This window comes from Salinigranum rubrum, assembly GCF_002906575.1.
GTDB lineage: Archaea > Halobacteriota > Halobacteria > Halobacteriales > Haloferacaceae > Salinigranum > Salinigranum rubrum.
Genome location: NZ_CP026309.1, coordinates 3,517,969 through 3,539,499, shown reverse-complemented (window position 1 = coordinate 3,539,499; position 21,531 = coordinate 3,517,969). Strand labels below are relative to the sequence as shown.

General features: G+C 67.1%; 19 protein-coding genes, 1 tRNA gene and 3 pseudogenes. 16 read left to right on the top strand and 7 right to left on the bottom strand.

Translation table 11 applies throughout. The features are described from left to right. Positions 1-19 precede the first annotated feature (19 nt). On the bottom strand, positions 20-1,876 hold the full coding sequence (locus C2R22_RS17335) for an ABC transporter ATP-binding protein (RefSeq protein ID WP_103427731.1): 1,857 nt from the start codon (positions 1,874-1,876) through the stop codon (positions 20-22). A 657-nt stretch (positions 1,877-2,533) separates the two neighbouring features. Between C2R22_RS17335 and C2R22_RS17330 the strand changes: the two genes are divergently transcribed. The 6 genes from C2R22_RS17330 (at position 2,534) to C2R22_RS17305 (ending at position 6,542) form a co-directional block, all read left to right on the top strand. Continuing rightward, entirely contained in the window at positions 2,534-2,872 is a 339-nt protein-coding gene (locus tag C2R22_RS17330) for a ferredoxin (RefSeq protein ID WP_103426875.1), read from the top strand. A 40-nt stretch (positions 2,873-2,912) separates the two neighbouring features. Next, positions 2,913-2,997: transfer RNA gene (locus tag C2R22_RS17325), tRNA-Leu, on the top strand. Positions 2,998-3,296: 299 nt separating this feature from the next. Further along, positions 3,297-4,334 carry a DUF4352 domain-containing protein gene (locus C2R22_RS17320; protein WP_103426874.1) on the top strand — a complete coding sequence of 346 codons (1,038 nt, stop codon included), beginning with the start codon at positions 3,297-3,299 and terminating at the stop codon, positions 4,332-4,334. Positions 4,335-4,454: 120 nt separating this feature from the next. Continuing rightward, a complete protein-coding gene (locus C2R22_RS17315; RefSeq protein ID WP_103426873.1) occupies positions 4,455-5,429 on the top strand; it encodes an endonuclease/exonuclease/phosphatase family protein in 975 nt (324 codons plus the stop codon). A 64-nt stretch (positions 5,430-5,493) separates the two neighbouring features. Beyond that, complete coding sequence (locus C2R22_RS17310; RefSeq protein WP_103426872.1) at positions 5,494-5,697, top strand: hypothetical protein; 204 nt, start codon at positions 5,494-5,496, stop codon at positions 5,695-5,697. A 356-nt stretch (positions 5,698-6,053) separates the two neighbouring features. Continuing rightward, positions 6,054-6,542: a DUF5813 family protein gene (locus tag C2R22_RS17305; RefSeq protein WP_103426871.1), complete on the top strand. Its 489-nt coding sequence runs from the start codon at positions 6,054-6,056 to the stop codon at positions 6,540-6,542. Positions 6,543-6,564: 22 nt separating this feature from the next. On the opposite strand, the gene C2R22_RS17300 is transcribed toward C2R22_RS17305, so the two are convergent. Next, a complete protein-coding gene (locus C2R22_RS17300) occupies positions 6,565-6,795 on the bottom strand; it encodes an Lrp/AsnC ligand binding domain-containing protein (RefSeq protein ID WP_103427730.1) in 231 nt (76 codons plus the stop codon). Between the two features lie 2 nt (positions 6,796-6,797). Next, entirely contained in the window at positions 6,798-7,481 is a 684-nt protein-coding gene (locus tag C2R22_RS17295; RefSeq protein ID WP_103426870.1) for a potassium channel family protein, read from the bottom strand. A 102-nt stretch (positions 7,482-7,583) separates the two neighbouring features. Between C2R22_RS17295 and C2R22_RS17290 the strand changes: the two genes are divergently transcribed. Beyond that, on the top strand, positions 7,584-7,817 hold the full coding sequence (locus C2R22_RS17290; RefSeq protein WP_103426869.1) for an Lrp/AsnC ligand binding domain-containing protein: 234 nt from the start codon (positions 7,584-7,586) through the stop codon (positions 7,815-7,817). 55 nt (positions 7,818-7,872) lie between these two features. Here the strand turns inward: C2R22_RS17290 and C2R22_RS17285 are convergent. Continuing rightward, positions 7,873-8,921 (bottom strand): annotated as a pseudogene (locus C2R22_RS17285) (thiamine pyrophosphate-dependent enzyme). A gap of 236 nt (positions 8,922-9,157) precedes the next feature. Between C2R22_RS17285 and C2R22_RS17280 the strand changes: the two are divergent. Next, positions 9,158-10,105: a hypothetical protein gene (locus tag C2R22_RS17280; protein WP_103426868.1), complete on the top strand. Its 948-nt coding sequence runs from the start codon at positions 9,158-9,160 to the stop codon at positions 10,103-10,105. A gap of 110 nt (positions 10,106-10,215) precedes the next feature. Beyond that, positions 10,216-10,524: a hypothetical protein gene (locus tag C2R22_RS17275; RefSeq protein ID WP_103426867.1), complete on the top strand. Its 309-nt coding sequence runs from the start codon at positions 10,216-10,218 to the stop codon at positions 10,522-10,524. A gap of 11 nt (positions 10,525-10,535) precedes the next feature. Here C2R22_RS17275 and tmk read toward each other — a convergent pair whose 3' ends face one another. Next, complete coding sequence (gene tmk, locus C2R22_RS17270) at positions 10,536-11,150, bottom strand: dTMP kinase (RefSeq protein ID WP_103426866.1); 615 nt, start codon at positions 11,148-11,150, stop codon at positions 10,536-10,538. Positions 11,151-11,307: 157 nt separating this feature from the next. On the opposite strand from tmk, the gene C2R22_RS17265 reads away from it, so the two are divergent. From C2R22_RS17265 to cofC, 4 genes are all read left to right on the top strand, one after another. Continuing rightward, the gene (locus C2R22_RS17265) at positions 11,308-12,192 is read left to right on the top strand and encodes a complex I NDUFA9 subunit family protein (protein ID WP_103426865.1); all 885 of its coding nucleotides are present in this window, start codon (positions 11,308-11,310) and stop codon (positions 12,190-12,192) included. A gap of 254 nt (positions 12,193-12,446) precedes the next feature. Beyond that, the gene (locus C2R22_RS17260) at positions 12,447-13,634 is read left to right on the top strand and encodes a tubulin/FtsZ family protein (protein ID WP_173862809.1); all 1,188 of its coding nucleotides are present in this window, start codon (positions 12,447-12,449) and stop codon (positions 13,632-13,634) included. Further along, positions 13,603-14,400: a hypothetical protein gene (locus C2R22_RS17255; protein ID WP_103426864.1), complete on the top strand. Its 798-nt coding sequence runs from the start codon at positions 13,603-13,605 to the stop codon at positions 14,398-14,400. The genes C2R22_RS17260 and C2R22_RS17255 overlap by 32 nt, the downstream gene beginning before the upstream one ends. A gap of 5 nt (positions 14,401-14,405) precedes the next feature. Further along, the gene (gene cofC / locus C2R22_RS17250; protein ID WP_103427728.1) at positions 14,406-15,107 is read left to right on the top strand and encodes a 2-phospho-L-lactate guanylyltransferase; all 702 of its coding nucleotides are present in this window, start codon (positions 14,406-14,408) and stop codon (positions 15,105-15,107) included. On the opposite strand, the gene C2R22_RS17245 is transcribed toward cofC, so the two are convergent. Both C2R22_RS17245 and C2R22_RS27555 read right to left on the bottom strand, forming a co-directional pair. Beyond that, the gene (locus C2R22_RS17245; RefSeq protein ID WP_103426863.1) at positions 15,088-15,657 is read right to left on the bottom strand and encodes a hypothetical protein; all 570 of its coding nucleotides are present in this window, start codon (positions 15,655-15,657) and stop codon (positions 15,088-15,090) included. The genes cofC and C2R22_RS17245 overlap by 20 nt on opposite strands. A gap of 68 nt (positions 15,658-15,725) precedes the next feature. Continuing rightward, positions 15,726-16,630, bottom strand: a pseudogene (locus C2R22_RS27555) (universal stress protein). A 143-nt stretch (positions 16,631-16,773) separates the two neighbouring features. Between C2R22_RS27555 and cofG the strand changes: the two are divergent. The 3 genes and pseudogenes from cofG (at position 16,774) to C2R22_RS17225 (ending at position 21,516) form a co-directional block, all read left to right on the top strand. Beyond that, entirely contained in the window at positions 16,774-17,877 is a 1,104-nt protein-coding gene (gene cofG / locus C2R22_RS17235) for a 7,8-didemethyl-8-hydroxy-5-deazariboflavin synthase subunit CofG (protein WP_103426862.1), read from the top strand. A gap of 279 nt (positions 17,878-18,156) precedes the next feature. Beyond that, positions 18,157-19,862 (top strand): annotated as a pseudogene (locus tag C2R22_RS27550) (nitrite/sulfite reductase). Then, positions 19,855-21,516 carry a Coenzyme F420 hydrogenase/dehydrogenase, beta subunit C-terminal domain gene (locus C2R22_RS17225; protein ID WP_103426861.1) on the top strand — a complete coding sequence of 554 codons (1,662 nt, stop codon included), beginning with the start codon at positions 19,855-19,857 and terminating at the stop codon, positions 21,514-21,516. Before C2R22_RS27550 ends, C2R22_RS17225 begins: the two are co-directional and overlap by 8 nt. Positions 21,517-21,531 lie beyond the last annotated feature (15 nt).

Below are 21,531 nucleotides of genomic sequence, written 5' to 3'. Positions count from 1 at the left end.
GGTGGTGGGGGCGACGGACTCAGTCGTTCGCCGACGGTCCCGACTCCCGGGCGAACCGGTCGACGAGTTCGTCCGGGAGGCCCTCGGTGTCCCCGGCCTGAATCCCCCAGAGCGTCGCGTACAGCCCGGGCGTCGCGAGAAGGGCGTCGTGCGTGCCGCGCTCTACCACCCCGCCCCCGTCGAGAACGAGCACGAGGTCCGCGTTCCTGACGGTCGAGAGACGGTGGGCGATGACGACCGTCGTCCGCCCCTCGGTGAGGGCGTCGAGCGCCCGCTGGATGTACAGTTCCGTCTCGGTATCGACGCTCGACGTGGCCTCGTCGAGGACGAGTATCGCCGGGTCCTGGAGCATCGCACGGGCGATGGAGAGCCGCTGGCGCTGCCCGCCGGAGAGCTTGACGCCGCGCTCGCCGATGCGGGTGTCGTACCCCTCCGGGAGCGCCGAGACGAACGCGTGAGCCTCGGCGGCGCGGGCGGCCGCGACCATCTCCTCGGGCGAGGCGTCGAACGCCCCGTACAGGAGGTTCTCCCGCACGGTTCCGTCGAACAGGTAGACGTCCTGGCCGACGTAGCCGACGGCACGGCGGAGGTCCGCGAGCGAGAGGTCGCGGACGTCGACGCCGTCGACCCGGATGGACCCGCCGTCGACGTCGTACAGACGGAGCAGGAGCTTCGCCAGCGTCGACTTCCCGGCGCCGGTCGGTCCGACGAACGCCACCGTCTCACCGGGTTCGACGACGAACGAGACGTCCGCGAGGACCGGGTCGTCGACACGGTACCCGAAGGAGACGTCGTCGTACTCGATCCGGCCGTCGACCCGCTCTCGGGGGAGCGCGACCGGGGTTTCGGACTCGGCGACGAGCACCGGGCGGTCCGCGAGGTCGAAGATTCGCTCGGCGGAGGCGCGGGCGTTCTCGTAGGAGTTGACGATTCGGCCCGCCCCGGCGAGGGGGTCGACGAACCGCTGGGTCATGAAGAGGAACGTGACGAACTCGCCGACCAGCAGCGTGCCGGTAAACGGTCCGGGCGGGCCGGCGACGAGCCAGAGCCCGCCGACGACGAACGTGAAGGCGAACGCGATGCCGGCCATGAGTTCCATCCCCGGCTGATAGAGGTACTCGAGCTTGACGACGGCCCAGGTCTTCAGATAGGTGGTCCAGGAGGCGTCGCTCACTCGGGAGGTCTCGAACCCCTCGGTCGAGGAGGTCTTTATCACTTCGATGCCGTCGAGGTTGTTCTCGATTCTCGTGTTGAGGTCGCCGACGCTCTGGCGAAGCGCGCGGTACAGCGGACGGACGGTGCGCATGAACCACACGGTGAACGTCCCGAGGAGGGGCACGGCGACGAGCGTCACGAGCGCGAGTTGTGCGTTGAGATAGAAGAGGATGCCCGCGATGGCCGTGACCGTGACGAGAAGCTGGACGACTCCGCCCACCGTTCCGTTGAGGAACGACTTGAGGTTGCGGACGTCGTTGTTCAGGATGGACATCACCTGCCCGGTCTGTTTGTCGTCGAAGAAGCTCATGTCGAGCCCCTGCATCGCGTCGTAGGCGTCCACTCTCACTCGATGCTGGACGCGGTTTGAGAAGAGCGAGAAGCCGACGCCCTGCGCCCAGGTCAAAAGGACGGAGAGGACGAGCGCGCTCGCGACGAGCGCAGCCGAGAACCAGAGGCCCTCGACGCGACTCGTCGGGAGGTGTTCGGGGGGAACGAGCGGCAGGGTGTAGGGCGCGTTGCCGACGAACACGGCGTCGATGGCGACGCCGAGAACGAGCGGCGGGACGAGCGCGATGGTGCGGCCGAGCAGGCTGGTCACGAGCGCGAGCGCGAGGAGGTGCCACTCGGGCCGGCCGTACTGGTCGAACAGCCGAGCCATCGGGTTCTGTGGGTTCGTGTCTGGTTTCGGCGTGGGTATCGGAATCACCTGCTCCCGACGCTCGAGCGGTCTGCGTCGAGATTCACCTGAGGTAAGTGTTCGGTGAATAAGACGTGTGTGGTCGGTGAGTCGGCGAGGAGGCGAGACGCGTACTCATCAGGGACGTTTCCGATAGGTCGGCGCCGGGGACGGTGAACGGAACAGAGACCGCGCAGTGCACGGACGCGGTGATGCCACACCCTCCCCAGCCGATTCGTTCGTTCGTTCGTTCGTTTGCTCTACTCACGTCGCTCACTCATCCCTCGCGCGCGGCGTCCCGGACCGACGTCCGCGACGCCACGCGCCACCGCCCCGTTTCGTGTTTTGACGGTCGGCGTGCGGGAGTGAGCGACCGGAGGGAGCGAGCGGCGCGCGCGGTGTTCGTGAAGGAACTGAACGAAGGCTCGGAGCGACTTCGTCGCTCCGGTGGGTGAGGCTGCGGTTCATCGCGCCCGTGTGCCGCGCGGTTTTTGCTGGCCTGACCGGTGCTGTTCACGGCTCTCTACCGCCTCACCGATCTGTCACCCACCGTACCGAGACCCCGAAACTATCCGGACAACTACCACGCCCGGATACAGAGACGAAAGACGAAAGACCGGCGTCTCCGTACCTCCCACAATGAGCGACGCTCCCCTGAAGCCGAGCGACATCGGCGACGAGGCGAACGCCCCTCCCATCGAGGAGAAGCCGTACAAGATCATCTTCGAGGCGAACAAGTGCATCGGTGCGGGTCGCTGTGCCGAAGTCGCGAAGAACTGGACGATGAGCATCGACACGGGACTCGCCCAGCCCCGGTCGTACTACATCGCCGAGGACGAACTCGACGAGAACATCGAGGCGGCCGAGGTGTGTCCAGCGAAGAAGGACCGGGGGGTCATCCACGTCATCGACCGCCGCACCGACGAGGAAATCGCGCCCGACCCCGACGGCGATGGGACGCTCTCGGTCGACTGGTAACCGAAACCCACTTGCGGCGAAGGGAAAAACGAACGTGTGCGCGAGGGTGGCTGAGCTAGGCCAAAAGCGGCGGACTTAAGATCCGCTCCCGTAGGGGTTCGAGGGTTCAAATCCCTTCCCTCGCATTTTCGGGCTCGACCGCAGGGAGAGCCGTGAAAATCGAACGAAGGATTTGAATCAGGGAGTGAAGCGAACGGAGTGAGCGGAACGACCGTGGTTCAAAATTCCTTCCCTCGTATCGTTTCTGTGAGGTTCACAACACGTACAGAGCATCGACTCGTATCAACACCGAGGGCTGCTGTGGCGGGGCGACTGACTGTGAGTGGACGATAGCCGTTCACGAAGAGTTAGATTCGGCGATTAACGGGTCGTTAGCCGGTAGTATCAAAATCGAAACTATGCCTGATAGTCACAGAACGAGAACATGAATAGAAGACGGTACATCAGCGCGTGTGGTGTTACGCTCGCTGGTCTCACCGGATGTACGAGTGACGAACGACCGGAGCAGGTTACAGACACGCCCGGGTCGTCAGGCGGGGAATCCTCCGGAGAGGTGGATGAAACTACTGAGAGCGAGGGGCAAACGGCTACGTCGACCCCAGAACCCTCGAACCAAGTCGCCACTGCACAGATTGGGGAAGTTGTACAGGACGATACGCTCGCAATGGTGGTGAACGGCATTGAGGAGACGGCACAGATCGGTGAATTCCAGCAGGCCGAATCCGGCCGGACCTACGTTGTCGTCGACCTCGCTATCAAGAACGTCACGTCGGACGAGTTCATCAGTTTCTCCGGACTGCTACAGACACGACTCAAAGACGACGAGGATTACACGTACGATCAGACGTTCGCCTCGACAGGGAGGAATCTCGAAGGCGGACAGATCGCACCCGGTGAGGTATCTCGGGGTGATGTCGTCTACGAGGTGCCAGAGGACGCATCGGGACTCGTCATGCAGTTCGACTTTCAGGCACTCTCGCTCTTCAGGTTCTCCCGGGTCGAAATCGACCTCTCACAGTCCGCAGAGAGCACGACTGCGTTGGAACAGGACCTCCAGGTCGACACTTACGAACCCGGCGACTCGGTGAGTTTCAACGACACCGTCGTGACGGTCAACAGTGTCGAAACCGCAACCAGTATCGGGTCCTTCGCGGAAGCAGATGACGGAAACGAATTCGTCGTCGTGGACATTTCCACAGTGAACGAGACGTCGGAGGAACTCAACATCTCGATTGCACTCCAGATGCTTCTCAAAGGGGATAGCGGTTTCTCGTATCCTTTCGATATCTCGGCTTACTCTGCTCTCGACCGAGCATACGAACAGGGAAGTCCGCTCGCTCCCGGCGAAACGCGACGTGGAAAGCTCGCATACGAGGTTCCGGAGGGAATGAGTCCGCTTTACTGGGCGTTCGAGTTTAGCCTCTGGGTCGAAGGGACGAAGACGTTCTGGCAGATTCGATAGCGAGTCCCAGCGCACACCTCGGCGTGGATTCGCTCCTTCTCGTCCACTCTCACGCGACAACAGTTATATCGTCTGAACGACATATATGTGTGAACACGACACACAATCAGTCCAATAAACATGCCCCACGTCACCGACACCCCACCGCCGGAGATACAGGAGGACCTCGCTGGCCTCGACCGCGCGCTCGACGAGGCGCTTCCGCCACGGACAATCGACCGAGTCCTCCTCATCGCGACGTGGAACGTCCGTGCGTTCGGCGGTCTCACCGAGAAGTGGGTCGCCGCCGAGGACGACAGCCCGAAGCGCGACCTCCAGTCGCTGCACACCATCGCGGCCATCGTCCGCCGGTTCGACGTCGTCGCCCTCCAGGAGGTGAAGGGGAACCTGAAGGCGCTCCGGCACACGCTGAAACTGCTCGGGCCGAACTGGGGCCTCCTGCTGACGGACGTCACCCGCGGGTCGCCGGGCAACGACGAACGACTGTGCTTCCTCTACGACCGGCGGACGGTCCAGCCAAGCGGCCTCGCCGGCGAACTCGTCGTCCCGCAGGAACAACTCGACAAGCGGGACATCGAGGAGGGCGCGCTCCGCGAGCAGTTCGCGCGGACCCCGTACGCGGTCAGTTTCCGTGCGGGGAGCCAGACGTTCATCCTCGTGACGCTGCACGTCCTGTACGGCGAGTCGGCCGAGGCTCGCACGCCCGAACTCCGCGCCATCGCCGAGTGGCTCGACGAGTGGGCGCGCGACGTCAACGCCTGGGGGCACAATCTCATCGCGCTGGGCGACTTCAACATCGACCGCGAGGGCGACGAGCGGTACGAGGCGTTCACCGCGACGGGGTTGACGGTTCCCGACGACCTCAACGACGTCCCGCGAACCATCTTCACCGACGAGGACGAGGAGGGGAAGTTCTACGACCAGATCGCGTGGTTTACGGCCGGTGAGGGTCGCCCGGCGCTCTCGCTCGACTACCGGACGAGCGGGTCGTTCGACTTCCGGGAGGTCGCTCTGCCGCGCCGCGGCCTCAGCAACCGGTCGCTCTCGTGGCGCGTCTCCGACCACTACCCCCTGTGGACGGCGTTCGGGCTGTGACGACCCGTCGAACCTGCAACATCAACGACAAGATATTTGGCCGCGGCTCTAATGAAATGTAATTATGCGCGAAGCGTCGCCCGCACAGTCGTCGCTCGCCTGGACTGATCTCGTCTTGGCGACGATGGGTATCGTCCTCTTCGGGGCCTTCCTCGTCGGCCTCTTCTCGTCGGTCCCCCTCCGAATCGCCAGCAGCGTCGGGTCGGTCGTCGCGACGGCGACGTGGTTGGGGTCGGTCGTGGCGAATCCCGGCGCGCGCGGTCGGTGAGCGTCGGTCGAGCGGACGCTCGTCGGTCGGGAGACGTAACGAACCGCGCACTCGAACGTACACTGTCCATGCTCTGTTCAGGGGAGAGAGCCCCTGCTAGTCGGATTCTGTCTCGAAGAGAGTGGTCGCGGTCGCCAAATCGGCGACCGCGAACCGCCCTGAATTGGTCCCCGCTGACGCTTCGGCCCTCCAAAGCGAAGCGTCACTTACCACAAGCCCCCACGACGACTTAAGCGTGCCGCCAGCGGAACGTCTCTCGTGTTCTCACTGCCGTAATCGTGTTTTTCGAGTACCGACACAATGGTGGGACGCGCTCGGACAACGGGCTTTTCTCGAACCGGTCCCTCCGCCGCGGTATGAGCGAGTTACCAGGTCGTGTGCGGCGTGCGTTCGCCGACCACAGCGGCTTCGAGGAGGCGGGGATCGACGAGTACGTCTCGACGGCGACACCGTTCGACGCGACAGTGACCGTCGAGACCGACGACGACGGCCACGTGCGGTTCACGGTCGAGATTCGCGTCCCGACGCTCTCGGCTGTCGTCGACGGCGACGTCGCGGGCGTCGTCGAGGAGGGGTGGACCGAGACGTTCGAACTCCGCGTCGAGGACGTCGACGGCGTCACGAAAGCCGAGCGCGGCCTCGACCCCACGGTCCGTCACCTCGACGACGAACTCGTCGTGACCGTCACGTACACCGATATCAACGAGCGGCGAGGCGTCGACGACGCGGCCGCGCTCGTGACGTTCGTCGAGGGCACCTACGTGCAGGGCGTCATCCCGGGGTACGACTACACCGAACCGGTCACGTCGCTCATGTCGAGCGCGAAGGACGCGGGCGGGTTCTAGTTCTGTTCGACCGGCCGACGGCTCAGTCCATCGCGATGTACGTCTGGGTGTCCTCGATACCGTCGATCGCCTGGATGGCCGAGGCGATGTCCTTGACGTCGACGGGCGTCTCGACGTGGACCTTCACGATGAAGTCGACGTCGCCGGCGACGATGTTGGCGTCGACGACGCCGTCGCCGAGGTCGAGGATTTCGCCCTTGAGTCGGTCGGCCTCCCCGGTGTTGGCCTTGACCATGATGTAGGCGGTGACCACCGTCACGCACCTCCCGGAACGGCGGCGACCTCGTCACCGACGAGCAGTTGTCGCACCTCGCCGAGGACGGAGAAGTCGGCGAGGACGGCGACGCGGTCGCCGAGTTCGAGCGAGTCGTCGGGGAGCGGGACGCCCATCGCCTGGTCTTTCTTCCCGAACGCGAGGATGTGTGCTTTTTCGGGGAGTGCCACCTCACTGAGCGTGTAACCGCGCATCGGCGACTCCTCCGAGACGGTGAGAAGAACGACCTGGAGGTTCTGGGCGATGTCGGCGATGGCGCGGATCGACCCTCCCAGAAGCGCGTTCTTGGCGACGACGGCGCCGAGGCGTTCGGGGTAGACGATTTCGTCGACCTCCTCGGCGTACTTCTGGTATATCTCCTCGCGGTACTCCTCGTCGATACGCATGACGGTCCGACAGCCGTGGTGTTTCCCGATCATGCACGCCGCGAAGTTGACGTTGAGGTTGCTCGTGAGCGCCCCGAGCGCGTCGGCCTCCTCGATGCCCGCTTCGAGGAGGACGTCCTCGTGGGAGCCGTCGCCGGCGACCACGTCGAACCCGGCGGTTCGGCACCGCTCCTGGCGGTCCTCGTCGAGTTCGACGACGGTCACGTCGTGACCTTCCTCGATGAGGACGCGCGCAGTCCGAGAGCCCACACGTCCACCACCTATGATAACGAATCGCATGAGAGTCGATACATCGTACGACGGCAATAAGGTTGTCCCCGCCCCTGCTCCTCTCCCGGTGCGGGCGAACACTTTTTGCCCTGTTGTTGAGTACCACAGCACATGGTTCACGCGTTCATCATGGTGAAGACCGGCGCCGGGGAGTCCGAACAGTTGCTGGGGCCCGTTCGTGACCTCGAAACGGTCACGGAGGCACACATCGTCGCGGGGGCGTACGACATCATCGCCGAGGTGGACGCCGACGAGGTGTACGAGGTGCTGAAGGCGGCGTCGAGCGGCATTCAGGGGCTACAGGGCGTCACCGACACCAAGACGTACATCGCGATGGACGACTGACCGGGAGGAGACGTCGGGAGACGACCGGGGGTCGGGAGGGGTGTCGGACAACGGCTCAGTCGTCGTGACTCCCTTCGAGTGGGTGGCTCGCCTCGCCTCTCCGACAGTCCGCTCGCTGGTCGTCGAGATGCGGCGACGACCCCGCGTAGACGTAGTCGAACAGGTCGTCCGCTCCCGGCGGTTCGACGTCCTCCGCGGCGGCGACAGCCTCCGCGAGTTCCTCGTCGGCGCGCTCGCGCGTCTCCTCGACGAACGCGTCGTCGACGAGTCCCTCCTCGCGGAGGTACGCCTCGAACCGGTCGAGCGGGTCGCGCGTCCGCCACTCGGGGAGGTCCGGCTCTGCCGGTCGGTAGCGGTCGGGGTCGTCGGCGGTCGTGTGCGCGCCCTGCCGGTAGGTGAGCGCCTCGACGAGGACGGGTGAGCCGTCGCGCGCCGACGCGAGCGCATCCGAGACGGCCTCGCGAACCGCCAGGGGGTCGTTGCCGTCGACTTGGACGCCCTCGAAGCCGTACGCCTCGGCCTTCGCCGCGATGCTCTCCGAGGCGGTCTGGCGCTCGCGGGGGTAGGAGATGGCCCAGCCGTTGTTCTCACAGAAGAACACGGTCGGCGTCTCGAACACGCCGGCGAAGTTCATCGCCTCGTGGGTGTCGCCCTGACTCGTCGCGCCGTCGCCGAAGCAGACGAGCGCCGCTTCCCTGCTCTCCGGTAGTTCCGCGCCATCCCGATACCGACGGCGTGCGGCAGTTGGCTGGCGATGGGGACCGCCTGCGGGAGGACCGGGACGTCGTGGTCGGAGTGGTACTCGGGGTGGCCCCGCCGGAACAGGAGGATGTCGCTCATCGGGACCCCTCGGGCGATCTGGAGCGCGTTCGAGCGGTAGGTGGGGAGGAGCCAGTCGTCGTCGCGCATGGCGTGAGCGGCGCCCACCTGCGCGGCCTCCTGCCCGCGGAACGGAGGGTAGCCGCTCATCCACCCGCGGCGCTGGAGCGCGAGCGCCCGGTCGTCGAACCGCCGCGTCCGGACCATGTCCCGGTAGGCCGCGCGGGCGTCTTCGGGGCCGAGCCACGAGTCGTCGAGCGACCGGTCGGCGATGAGTCGGTGCATGGCCGGCGTTCCCCCGCCGGGAGCATAAATCCACACCCGATGCCTCCGCGTCAGCCGAGTAGGTGTCGCCTACTCCGGTCAGCGGGGCCTAACGCGACGGGAGCCTGCTCTTAACTAAGACGGTACTTCCCTATCGAATCCGCGAGAATGTCTATTGGAGAAGAGAGTCCCCCGATCTCACCTGTCGACGCGCCTCCTGGCACCGCCCCCGGTGCGACACACCTCGGAGGTGCGTCGTGAGCGCTCGGCGGGCAGTCGCTGTCGCCCTCGTCGTCACCGTCGTCGCATCGGCGGCATCGGTCGGTGCTGTCGCGCTCACCGGGTCGACGGCCGACCTCAACCTCACGAGCGTCGCGAACGACGGCCCGAGCACCGAAGTCGTCGACCACGACGGCGACGGCATCCCGTCGGCGCTCGAAACCTACCACGCCGAGCGGACCGTTGCCGACCCCGACGGTGACGGCGTCGAGCACTTCCGGGACGCCGACAGCGACGGCGACGGCCTCTCCGACGCCGACGAGGGCGCGCGTGACACGGACGGCGACGGCGTGCCGGACTTCCTGGACCGCGACAGCGACGGAGACGGTCTCTCGGACGAGGACGAACGCGCCCTCGGTACCGACCCGTTCGACCCCGACACGGACGGCGACGGCTCGAACGACCGCGTCGAACAGGGTCGGACCGACGCGCTCGACGCCTCCGACGGCGGGCACTACCAGACCGACACCGACGGCGACGGACTTGAGGACGACAGCGAGGTGTCTTCGAGCCCCGAACTCGACCCCGCGGACCCCGACACCGACGGTGACGGCCTCGCCGACGGCGACGAAGTCTTCGGCTTCTACACCAGCGACCCGCTCGCCTTCGACACCGACGGCGACGGCGTCTCGGACGGCGTCGAGGTCGACGCGGGAACCGACCCGGACGACCGGAGCGACGTGCCCGCTGTGAGTGACGGCGACGGCGACGGCCTCGACGACGCATACGAGACGCTCGTCGGAACGAACCCCGAGCGGGCGGACTCAGACGGCGACGGCCTCGCGGACGAGGACGAACTCCTCGGCGGACTGGACCCGCGCGACGCCGCGAACGAGTACCTGCGAACCGACTGGGACGGCGACGGCGTGTCGACCGTCGACGAGGTGGGTGCGGGGACGAACCCGTTCGACGCGGCCTCGAACTGATCTGCTCTGCCGCTCTCGGTCCCGGTCTGCGCCCGGCGCGCTCACCCTCGTGGCCTGCCGCCGACCGCCGACTCCGACAGGTCAAAGGTCGCTGCCTCCCTACCTCGAATATGGTCTCGGTCGTGACCCTCGTACTCCTGGGTGCCGTCCTCGTCGTCAACACCCTCATCGCCGCGGTGATGACGCGCTTCTTCCGCATCCGCCTGAAGACGCGGGCCGGATCGGTCATCTACGCGCTGCTTCTCATCCCGGTCGTGCTGTTCGTCACCACGATGCTGTTCGGGGCGGTCATCCCGGGGAACCTCGGGGTTTCGGTGCTCTTGGGGCTGTGGATCGGCATGCCGCTCGTCCTCGGGTTCACCATCGACGTGCTGTACGTGCCACCGCCCGAGGAGATCGAACTGCCGAAGACGACCTGAGCCGGGTCGAACTACTCGTTGACAGAGTCGAACGTCCCGACCGCCGTCTCGACCGCGCTCACGACGTCGGCCGCGACCCGCTCCTCGGGTCGGGAGGCGTCGACGCGGACGAACCGCTCGCCTCCTTCCCGGACGAGCCGTTCGTAGTTCTCTCGCACGCGCCGGAGGTAGTCGACGCGTTCGAGTTTGTTCGTCGCGCCCGCCCGTTCGGCAGCGGTCTCGGGGTCGACGTCGAGGTAGACGGTACAGTCCGGTTCCCGGGTGAAGGGTGCGTGAACCTCGCGGACGTAGTCGAGCGGGTCGTCGACGGCGAGCGGGTCGTAGGTGGCGAGCGTGGCGGCCTGATAGGCGTACCGCGAGTCGGCGAAGCGGTCCGAGACGACGAGACTCCCCGCTCGGAGCGCCGGGCGAATCAGGCGGGAGAGGTGGTCGGCGTGGTCCGCGGTGAAGAGGAAGAGTTCGGCGAGCGGGTCGGCGTCGTCGTCGCGGATCGATCGAAGAACGCTCTCGCCGTACCACGACTCGGTCGGCTCGCGGGTGAACGTCGCCTCGGGGAACTCGTCGCGGAGCCGCTCGGACGCCGTCGTCTTGCCGCTCCCGTCGAGTCCCTCCAGCGTGACGAGCATGGCGTGAGGCGCGCCGGGGCGACGAATAACCCTGTCGGTGCGGCGCGGACGGCTCTCTCTCCAGTGACGTCCAAGACCCCTCCGAAAGCCGCAAAACCGGGACACGGAAGTGGTCCTCTCGCGACAGCTTTACGTCGGTACCGCCGCAGGAGACTGTATGAAAGTCCTTGTCGCCGGCGGAAGCGGCTTCATCGGCAGCCACCTGTGTCGTGAACTCAAGGAGCGAGGACACAGCGTCACGGCGCTCTCGCGGAGCCCTGGCAACGACGAACTCCCGAGGGGCGTGTCGAAGGCGATGGGGAACGTCACCGCGTACGATTCGATTCAGGAGGCGTTCGAGGGGATGGACGTCGTCGTCAACCTCGTCGCGCTCTCGCCGCTGTTCAAACCCAGCGGCGGCGACGAGATGCACGACACGGTCCACCGACAGGGGACCGAGAACGTCGTCCGCGCCTGCGAGGAACACGGCGTTTCGCGGTTAGTGCAGATGAGCGCCCTCGGGGCCGACCCCCAGGGGGAAACGGCGTACATCCGCGCGAAGGGCAAAGCCGAGGAAATCGTGAAGAACTCCTCGCTCGACTGGGTCGTCTTCCGCCCCTCGGTCGTGTTCGGTGACGGCGGTGAGTTCGTCCCCTTCACGAAGAAACTCGCTCCGCCCTATCTGACGCCGCTGCCCGGCGGGGGCAAGACGCGCTTTCAGCCCATCTGGGTCGGTGATCTGGCCCCCATGCTCGCCGACGCCTGCGAGGGGGACGAACACGTCGGGCAGACCTACGAAGTCGGCGGGCCGGACAAACTGACGCTCGCGGAGGTGGCGAAACTCGCCCACGGCGCGGCCGGTCGTTCGGTGACCGTCGTCCCCGTCCCCATGGGACTGGCGGGCGTCGGCCTCAGCATCCTGGGGAAGGTCCCCGGCGCGCCGATGGGTGCCGACCAGTACCGCTCGCTCAAGTTCGACAACACGACCGACGACAACGCGATCGGCGCGTTCGGGCTGAGCGCGTCGGACCTCACGAGTCTCGAAGCGTACCTGGCGGGGTAGGGGAAGGACGGGCGTCGCGGACACGGACGCCCCGACGGAGTAAGCACGAGCGTCGCAATCGACTCTACGCGCGCGTGCGCTGGTTATCGAGGCTGAGAACATCAGTCGTCAGACGAGTGGCATACATCGGTCTGACATTCCCGCCTTCCTTCGCCGTCTCTTGGTTATTCCATGAATAATCAATGTTCTGATAGTCACAAGGCTTATGAGGTAATTCGTGTTGGTTTCTACCCAATGACGAGGGAACAGCACAGATGAAACTCGCGATGATCGGTTTCGGCCAGGCGGGTGGCAAAGTCGTCGACAAGTTCCTCGAGTACGACCGGAAGAACGACTCGAACATCGTCCGCGCCGCGGTGGCGGTGAACACGGCGAAGGCGGACCTCCTCGGCCTCGAGAACATCCCGCAGGACCAGCGCGTCCTCATCGGCCAGTCCAGGGTGAAGGGACACGGCGTCGGCGCGGACAACGAACTCGGTGCCGAGATCGCCGAGGAGGACGTCGACGAGGTACAGGGTGCCATCGACTCGATCCCCGTCCACGAGGTCGACGCCTTCCTCGTCGTCGCCGGCCTCGGTGGGGGGACCGGGTCCGGCGGCGCGCCCGTGCTGGCGAAGCACCTCAAGCGCATCTACACGGAGCCCGTCTACGGGCTGGGAATCCTCCCCGGCAGCGACGAGGGCGGCATCTACACCCTCAACGCCGCGCGGTCGTTCCAGACGTTCGTCCGGGAAGTGGACAACCTCCTCGTCTTCGACAACGACGCCTGGCGCAAGACCGGCGAGTCCGTGCAGGGCGGCTACGACCAGATCAACCGGGAGATAGTCACGCGCTTCGGCGTCCTGTTCGGCGCCGGTGAGGTCGAAGCCGGCCAGGAGGTCGCCGAGAGCGTCGTCGACTCCTCGGAGATCATCAACACGCTCGCCGGCGGCGGGGTCTCCACCGTCGGGTACGCCTCCGAGGAGGTCGAGCCGAAGGGGAAGTCGGGCGGGCTCCTCTCGCGGCTCACCGGCAGCGGCGACGACGGTGACGACGGCCTCGACAGCGCACACACCACCAACCGAATCACGTCTCTCGTTCGAAAGGCGGCGCTCGGTCGGCTCACCCTCCCCTGTGAAATCGAAGGCTCCGAGCGGGCACTCCTGGTGCTGGCGGGGCCGCCGGAACACCTCAACCGGAAAGGTATCGAGCGCGGGCGGAAGTGGATCGAGGAGCAGACCGGCTCGATGGAGGTCCGCGGCGGCGACTACCCCATCAGCAACTCGCGGCAGGTCGCGGCCGTCATCCTCCTCTCGGGCGTGACGAACGTCCCCCGTATCAAGGAGCTTCAGCAGGTCGCCATCGAAGCACAAGACAATCTTGCCGAAATCCGAGAGGAGAGTGATGCGAAGCTCGAAGGTCTGGTGAACGATGACGAAGACGAACTGGAGTCGCTTTTCTAGCCTCCTCCTCGCCCTGTTGGTCCTGCTTTCGGTCGCCGCACCCGTCGCCGCGCTCAGTGTCGGGAACGCGGACGTTCCGGAAGAAACAGCCGTCGGCTCGCAGGTCGAAGCGACGTTTACGCTGACCGAGTTGTATCAGAACCCGACCCTCGAACAGTGGCAGCTGCGCGGCGAGACCGAACTCCGCGACGTCACGTGGTCTCTCTCCTACGTCGACCAGACCGGCGCGACGGTCGGCCGCGAGGAGTTCGACGGACAGAACTTCTCCTCCTCGCAGATTTCGGCGTCCGACGGCACCGCGGAGGTCCGTATCCGCGTGACCGGGACGGCCCCGCCCGTCGAATCGTACTCGTACGACCCCGAACAGACGTTCGTGGTCGCGTCGCTGACGCAGGCGCGCGAGGGCGGCAACACGAACGCCCTCGACACCTGGGAGGCCCACCACTTCACGTCCGGGAGCGACCGGGCGCGCAACGCCCTCGACGACGCGCAGGCCGCCATCGACGCCGCCCGAGAGAACGGCGCGAACCCCGGCGAGGCCGAGAACACGTTCAACCAGGCCGTGAACGCCTACGAGTCGGAGAACTTCGACCTGGCCACCGAACTCGCGAACGAGGCACAGTCGCAGGCGCAGTCCGCCCAGCAGTCGCAGCAGACGTTCACCCTCGTGCTGTACGCGGTCGCTGGCCTCGTCGTGGTCGCCCTCCTCGTGGGCGGGTTCCTCTACTGGCGCTCACAGCAGGACAGCCACGACCCGCTCGGGTGACCGGGATGCGCGTCGTCGTCCCCTTCGACGCGACGGACCCGAAGACCCGACTCGCTCCCGTTCTGGACGCCACCGAGCGCCGCGAATTCGCCCGGTGTATGCTCCGTGACGTGCTCGACGCCGTCGTCGGTCTGTCGAGGGCGGACGCGGTGGCGGGCGTCGACGTCGCGGTGGACGTGGTCTCGACGGCCCCGCTCGACCCTCCCCTCGAACGCGACGTCGACAGTTCCGACTCCGATCCGTCGGTGACGGTCCGGGTCGACGACCGCTCGCTCGACTCGGTCGTCGACGACGCCATCGCCGAGACGGTCGGCGAAGGCGAGGCCGGAGCGAGCGAGCCGCTCGTCGTGGTGATGGCCGACCTCGCGCTCGCCACCCCCGACGCGCTCTCTCGCCTCGTCCAGCCCGACGAAGACGTCGTCCTCGTCCCCGGCCGCGGCCTCGGGACGAACGCCCTCGTCGTCCGCACGCCCGCGTTTCGGACCGACTTCCACGGGGCGTCCTACCTGGACCACCGGCGCGCCGCCGCCGACGTCGGGACGGTCGGGACCGTCGACTCGTTCAGACTCGCGACCGACGTCGACGAACCCGCGGACCTCGTCGAGGCGTTCGTCCACGGCGGCGAGCGGACGCGAGACTGGCTCACCTCGCGGTTCGAACTCGCCGTCAGCGAAGCGGAGGGCCGCGTCACCCTCGCCCGTCGGTGAGGCGAAACGGCGCGAGACACGTCACCCAGTCGGCGCCCATCGTTCCCGCCGTCGGGACGGAGACGGCGAACAGGAACGTCCCCACCGAGAGGCGGTCGAACTGCGGCAGGTCGGCCAGTCGCCAGCTGTACGTTCCGTTCGGCGGCACCGTCGTGACCCCGCTCCCGCTCGACCGTCGCTCGACGAGTTCGTACCGCTCCCCCGTGAACCGGTAGACGTCGGGGTTGTTCGGATTGAATCGGAGTCCGTCGCCGGTCCCGTTTTCGAGGACGAACCGAACGCTCCCGGCGTCGTCGAGAGCGACGCTCGGGCGGTTGGTGCGGACGGCGACGGACGCGTCGTCGCGCTCGCCCGGACAGACCGCCGTCTCGGGGTTCACGTCGGCGGGGGGACACGGGAGTTCGTCGAGGGGTGGTGATTCGTCGAGCGTCGGTGTGCCGGTCGACGCCACCGAGGCGGGCGTCCGTGCGGACGGCGGGAGGCGCGTGCCGCACCCGGAGACGGCGCCGACGAGGGTTGCGAGGACCGCGAGGGCCGGGCGGCGGCGCATACGACGACGACCGAACGGAACGGGGTATGTCTTGGGGCGGTCGGCCGAGTCCGGAGTCCACTCGGCGATTACGCCGAGCCGTCCGTCGAGCCTCGCGGAACCACGAGCACCGGTACGTCCACCGTCCGCAGCACCGTCGACGCGACGCTCCCGAGGAGTTGTCGCCGGAGATTCGACCGTCCGTGCGACCCCATGACGACGAGGTCGGCTCCCTCCTCCTCGACGTATCCGTGGATACCGCGGGCGACCCCGTCGAACTCCGTCGTCGTGACGACGTCGGTTTCGACGGTCAGGTCGGGGTCGGACTCCCGAACGTCGTCGGCGAGTCGGTCCACCGCCTCGTGGCCCCGCCGTTCGAGGCGAGCGACGAACTCCTCGTCGAGCCCGCCGGCGGCGAACAGCCCGCCCGCGGCCTGGAGGTCGACGACGTTCAGGACGCAGAGCGCCGCGTCGACGCGTCCGGCGAGTGCCGCTCCGTGGGGCGCGGCGGCCTCGGCGTTCTCGCTCCCGTCGGTCGGGACGAGGACGCGGTCGGACTCGGTCACGTCCAGCGGCCGCTCGTCCGGCACGACGAGCACGGGGACGTCGGTCCGGTGGAGGAGGTGCTCCGTGACACCCCGAGGAGCCGCTTCCCGAGTCCGGTCGCACCCTGGCGGCCGACGACGAGCAGGTCGGCGTCGCGCTCGGCGGCGAACTCAGCCACCTGCGCCGCGGGCGAACCCTCCCTGAGTTCCGTTCCGACCGGGAGCCCACGCTCCGATGCGAGCTTTTCGACCTCCGCGAGGACGGCCTCGCCGCGCGACCGGAGCCGGTCTTTCTCGTCGGCCGTCGACGTGAGTCGAAGCGCCCTCCGGCCGACGACGTGGACGACGTCGACGCGTGCGTCGAACAGTCGGGCGACGTCCAGCCCGTACCGGGCCGCCCGGGTGGCTTGCTCGCTCCCGTCGACGGCGACGACGATGTGAGAGTACATGATGTGAGTGGTGTTCGACCGGTGCGTTCTTCACCGTTTTCCCGTCCGACGAGGGCGTCGTGACCGCGGCGTTTCAGTGCGGCCGGGTGAGCCGGGTCGGCGTCGACCCGTTCGCTTTTGTCCCTCCGCGTCGGAGGGCGGATATGTTCCCCGGGGCCGAGGAGTACGGCGTCGAACTCACGGTCGACGAGCGGGCGGTCGACCGACTGCTCGCGGCGACGCCCGCCGACGTCGACCCTGCCCCCGCGCTCACCTTCTCGCGAAACGTCTTCCTCCCGCTGACGACCGCCTGCCGGTACACCTGCACGTACTGCACGTACTACGACGTCCCCGGGCAGGCGTCGCTCATGTCGCCCGAGGAGGTCGAAGAGATGCTGCGGATGGGCGCCGACGCCGGGTGTACGGAGGCGCTGTTCACGTTCGGCGACAAGCCCGACGCTCGCTACGAGGCGATTCACGACCAACTGGCCGAGTGGGGCCACGACTCCATCGTCGACTACCTGTACGAGATGTGCGAACTCGCACTCGACGTGGGCTTGCTGCCGCACTCGAACCCCGGCGACCTCGTCGAGTCGGAGTTCGCTCGTCTGAGAGAGGTGAACGCCTCGATGGGCGTCATGCTGGAGACGACCGCCGACGTGGCCGCACACTCCGGCGGGCGGAAGAAGACGCCCGGCCAGCGGCTCAACACCATCCGCGCCGCGGGCGAGACGGGGGTGCCGTTCACCACCGGACTCCTGGTCGGTATCGGCGAGACGTGGCGCGACCGCGCCGAGTCGCTCCTGGCGATTCGAGGCCTACACGAGCGGTACGGCCACGTCCAGGAGGTCATCGTCCAGAACGTCGTCCCGAACGAGCGCTCGTCGTTCGAACGACCCTCGGTCGAGACGATGCGCCGCGTCGTCGCCATGGCGCGCGTCGCCCTCCCCGAGGAGGTGTCGGTGCAGGTGCCGCCGAACCTCTCGCCCACCTCCTCGCTCCTCGACTGCGGCGTCGACGACCTCGGCGGCGTCTCGCCCGTGACGGACGACTACATCAACCCCGACTACGCCTGGCCCGCGCTCCGGGAGCTAGAGGACCTCGCGAGCGAGGCGGGCGTCCCCCTCCACGAGCGCCTCCCGGTGTACGAGCGGTACCTGGGCGAGGAGTGGGTCTCCGACCGCGTCCGCGCCGCCATCGCCGCCGACACCGATGCCGGCGCGCGGTACCGGGCGTGTCTCTCCGACGCGAGCGTCACGCGGGCGTGACGAGACTCGACGATAAACCGGTGATTGTTACCTGGGTCTCGGTCGCACACAGCGACGCACAGCCCGTGTCTTGCGGTGTGTGAGCACGTATCGCGTCCGGGTTCGGTGTGACGGTCCGTCGTAGACAGCGGCCCGACAGCGTCCCGACTCCGGAGCAGTGGCAGATGTGGCTCCTACGGGGACGGGCATACGCCTGGGCCACGATGCGGCGGGCATGGGAGTGGACAATGGTAACAGTACACACGTTGGTCGTCGGACGCGAATCCGGAGGTGGGTCGCGTGAACACCGTCGAACGGTGGAAGCAGGAGAAACACCCGCTCGACGTCGTCGAGGACCTCTACGAGTACGCTGCGGAGGGGCTGACCTTCGACGAGATAGAAGAGCGGGCGGGCGACGGCGAGTGGGAGCGGCTCAAGTGGGCCGGCATGTACAGCCACGGCCGCCAGCGGGGCTACTTCATGATGCGGACGAAGGTCCCCGGCGGGTTCCTCACGCCGGAGCAGGCCCGGGTCGTCGGCGAAGTCGCGCGCGACTACGCCACCGCGCCCGACGAACACGGCGGCGCGGAGCAGAACCCCGTGTGGGGCGACGCCTTCCTCGACATCACGACCCGACAGGACGTTCAGATGCACTGGATCGAGGTCGAAGACGTCCCAGACATCTGGGACCGGTACGACGAGGTCGGACTCACGACGATTCAGGGCTGTGGCGACTCCGCACGCAACGTCCTCGGCTGTCCCGCCGCGGGACTCGACGACCACGAGTGCTTCGACGCTCAGCCCGTCGTCGACGCCGTCTCGGACTTCTTCACCGAGAACCGGGAGTACGCGAACCTCCCGCGGAAGTTCAAGATGACGGTCACGGGCTGTCGGGAGGACTGCGCGCAGTCACAGATCAACGACGTCGGCCTGACGCCCGCGCGGAAAGTCGTCGGCGGAGCGGACCAGTACGGCTTCCACGTCCGCGTCGGCGGCGGCCTCTCGGACGGGCCGCGGATGGCCTCCGACCTCGATGTGTTCGTTCCGCCGGGGGATGCAGTCGAGTTCACGCGCGCCGTCGCGCAGACGTTCAAGGAACTCGGTAACCGCGAGAACCGTGGCGTGTGTCGGATGCGCTATCTCGTCCAGCAACTCGGTCCCGAGCGGTTCGAGGCGGCGGTCCGCGACCGCTGCGCCGTCGACCTCCCCACTCGGGGAACCGACCTCACCGGGGGTATCGCGGCGACCACGTCGGCGTCCACGAGCAGAAACGGGAGGGCCTGTACTACGTCGGCTTCAACGTCATCGCGGGGCGGATGGGCGGCGAGGAGTTCGTCCAGGCCGCCCGCGCCGCCGAGCGACACGGTACCGACGACGCCTCGGTTCGACTGGCGACCGACCAGAACTTCCTCGTCACGCACGTCCCCGAGGAGAACCTCGACGACCTCCTGAGCGAACCGTTCGCCAGGAAGTACCGTCCCGACCCCGGGCCGTTCTCGCGAGGCGCGGTCGGGTGTACCGGCTCGGAGTTCTGTAGCTACGGCATCATCGAGACCAAACAGCGGGTCCGGCGGTGGGCGAAGGCGCTCGACCGCCGCATCGACACGCCGGACGACCTCGAAGTGGTGCGGATGCACATGTCCGGCTGTTCGGCCTCCTGCGCCCAGCCGCAGATCGCCGACATCGGCTTCCGAGGCGAGACGGTGAAGCTCGACGACCCCGAGCGCACGACGAACGAGGAGGGGGACGCGGTCGTCGAAGGGATGGACTTCGGTCTGGGCGGGTCGCTCGGGAGCGACAACGAGTTCCTCGACTGGGTCGAGGCGGCGGTCCCGGCCGAGGCCGTCGTGCCGGCGCTGGAGGCGCTGTTCGACGCCTTCGCGACCGAGCGCCGCGAGGACGAGCGCTTCTACGAGTGGTGTCGTCGGGTCGACAACGACCGGCTTCGGTCGGTGATGCGGCAAGCGGACGCCGACGTGTCGGGGGGTGTCGCTGCCGATGACTGACCCCTCCCGACGGTCGACGAACGCCCCGGCCGACGTCGCGCCCGAACTCGTCGAAGACGAGACCGGACAGGAGGACGAGGACCCGGTCCGGTTCCCCCGCGTCCCCGACGGCGGCGGAAGCGACCCGCAGGTGCAGAACCCCAATGCGGTCACCGGCGACGGCTGGAAACCCATCCGGTTCCGACGACGGCGAGGGCGACAGCGACCACCCGAGACGTCGGCGGACGAGTCCGATATCGGGTGTGCCTGTGGCGAGTCGTGCGGGTGTGACTCGACGGGACGGGCCGCGACCGACGGTGGGTCCCGCCCGGAGAACGTCGACAGCGAGGGGAACCTCACGGACCTCTCCTTTACCCCTCCCCGGGAGGCAGCGAGCCAGGACGTGTACGACGAACCGGCCGACCGCCGCGTCCAACTCCCCGACGGCGTCGCCCCCGAGGACCTCGACACGCCCTCCTATCGGATTCGGAGCGAGATGAACGCTATCGCCGAACCCGACGAGAAGACGTGGTTCATGGAACTCGACGCGGCGGTCATCGACGAGGGGCGGTGTATCCAGTGTGGGACCTGCGTCGCCGCCTGTCCCTCCGACTCCATCGGTATCGGCGACGACGGCCTCCCGGAGTTGGTGAAGATGTGCACCGGCTGTTCGCTCTGCTGGGACTTCTGTCCCCGCGGCGGCCTCCGGTACGAGCGCCAGTGGAAGATAACCGGCGGCGAGGACAACGTGAAGGGCGCGGGCGACCCCATCACGGAGTTCTCCGCCAGAGTCGAGGAGCCGTGGCGCGAGAACGCACAGGACGGCGGCCTCGTCACGTCGGTGCTCATCCACCTGCTGGAGGCGGGCGAGATAGACGGGGCGCTCGTCGCCACCGAATCGGCGACGGAACCGTGGAAGGCAGAGCCGTTCCTCGCGACCACGCCGGAGGAACTCGTCGAGAACGCGGGAAGCTTCTACAACCAGACGATGGCGCTCGGCGCGCTCGACGTTTCGGACCTCGTGGCAGACATCGACGGTGACCCCGAGGACCTCTCGCTCGCGCTCGTCGGCACGCCCTGCGAAATCGAGGGCATCCGGGCGCTGCAGGACTTCGACTGGGAGTACGGCGCTCAGGAAACGGGCGTCCGCGCCGTCGAGTACACCATCGCGCTGATGTGTACGAAGAACTTCAACTACCACCGCCTCATCGGGGAGCAGTTGGAGGAACAACGAGGCATCGCTCCCGACGAAATCGGGAAACTCGACGTGCTCCACGGGAAGTTCATGGCGTACGACCACGACGGCGACCTGCTCGTCGAGGAGGACGTCGAGAACTTCCACGGCGCGGCGCTGAAAGGCTGTGACGAGTGTGCGGACTTCACCGGCTACTGCGCGGACCTCACGGTCGGCTCCGTGGGCTCCTCGGACGAGTATTCGAGCGTCATCGTTCGCACGGAACAGGGGCTGAAGGCGTGGAACCTCACCGAGGACGACCTGGACTACCACGACCTCGAAGACCGAAGCGCCGTCGGGAAGCTCCAGGGGTGGGACAAGAAGCAAGCGTTCGAGTCGCTCCGGCGCCCGTTCGACCCCGACGCGCCGCGGTTCATCGAGTACACCGAACACGCGGAGAACTACGGGACGGTACTGAACCCACACGAGTCGGACCACTGAGCGAAGACTCACACA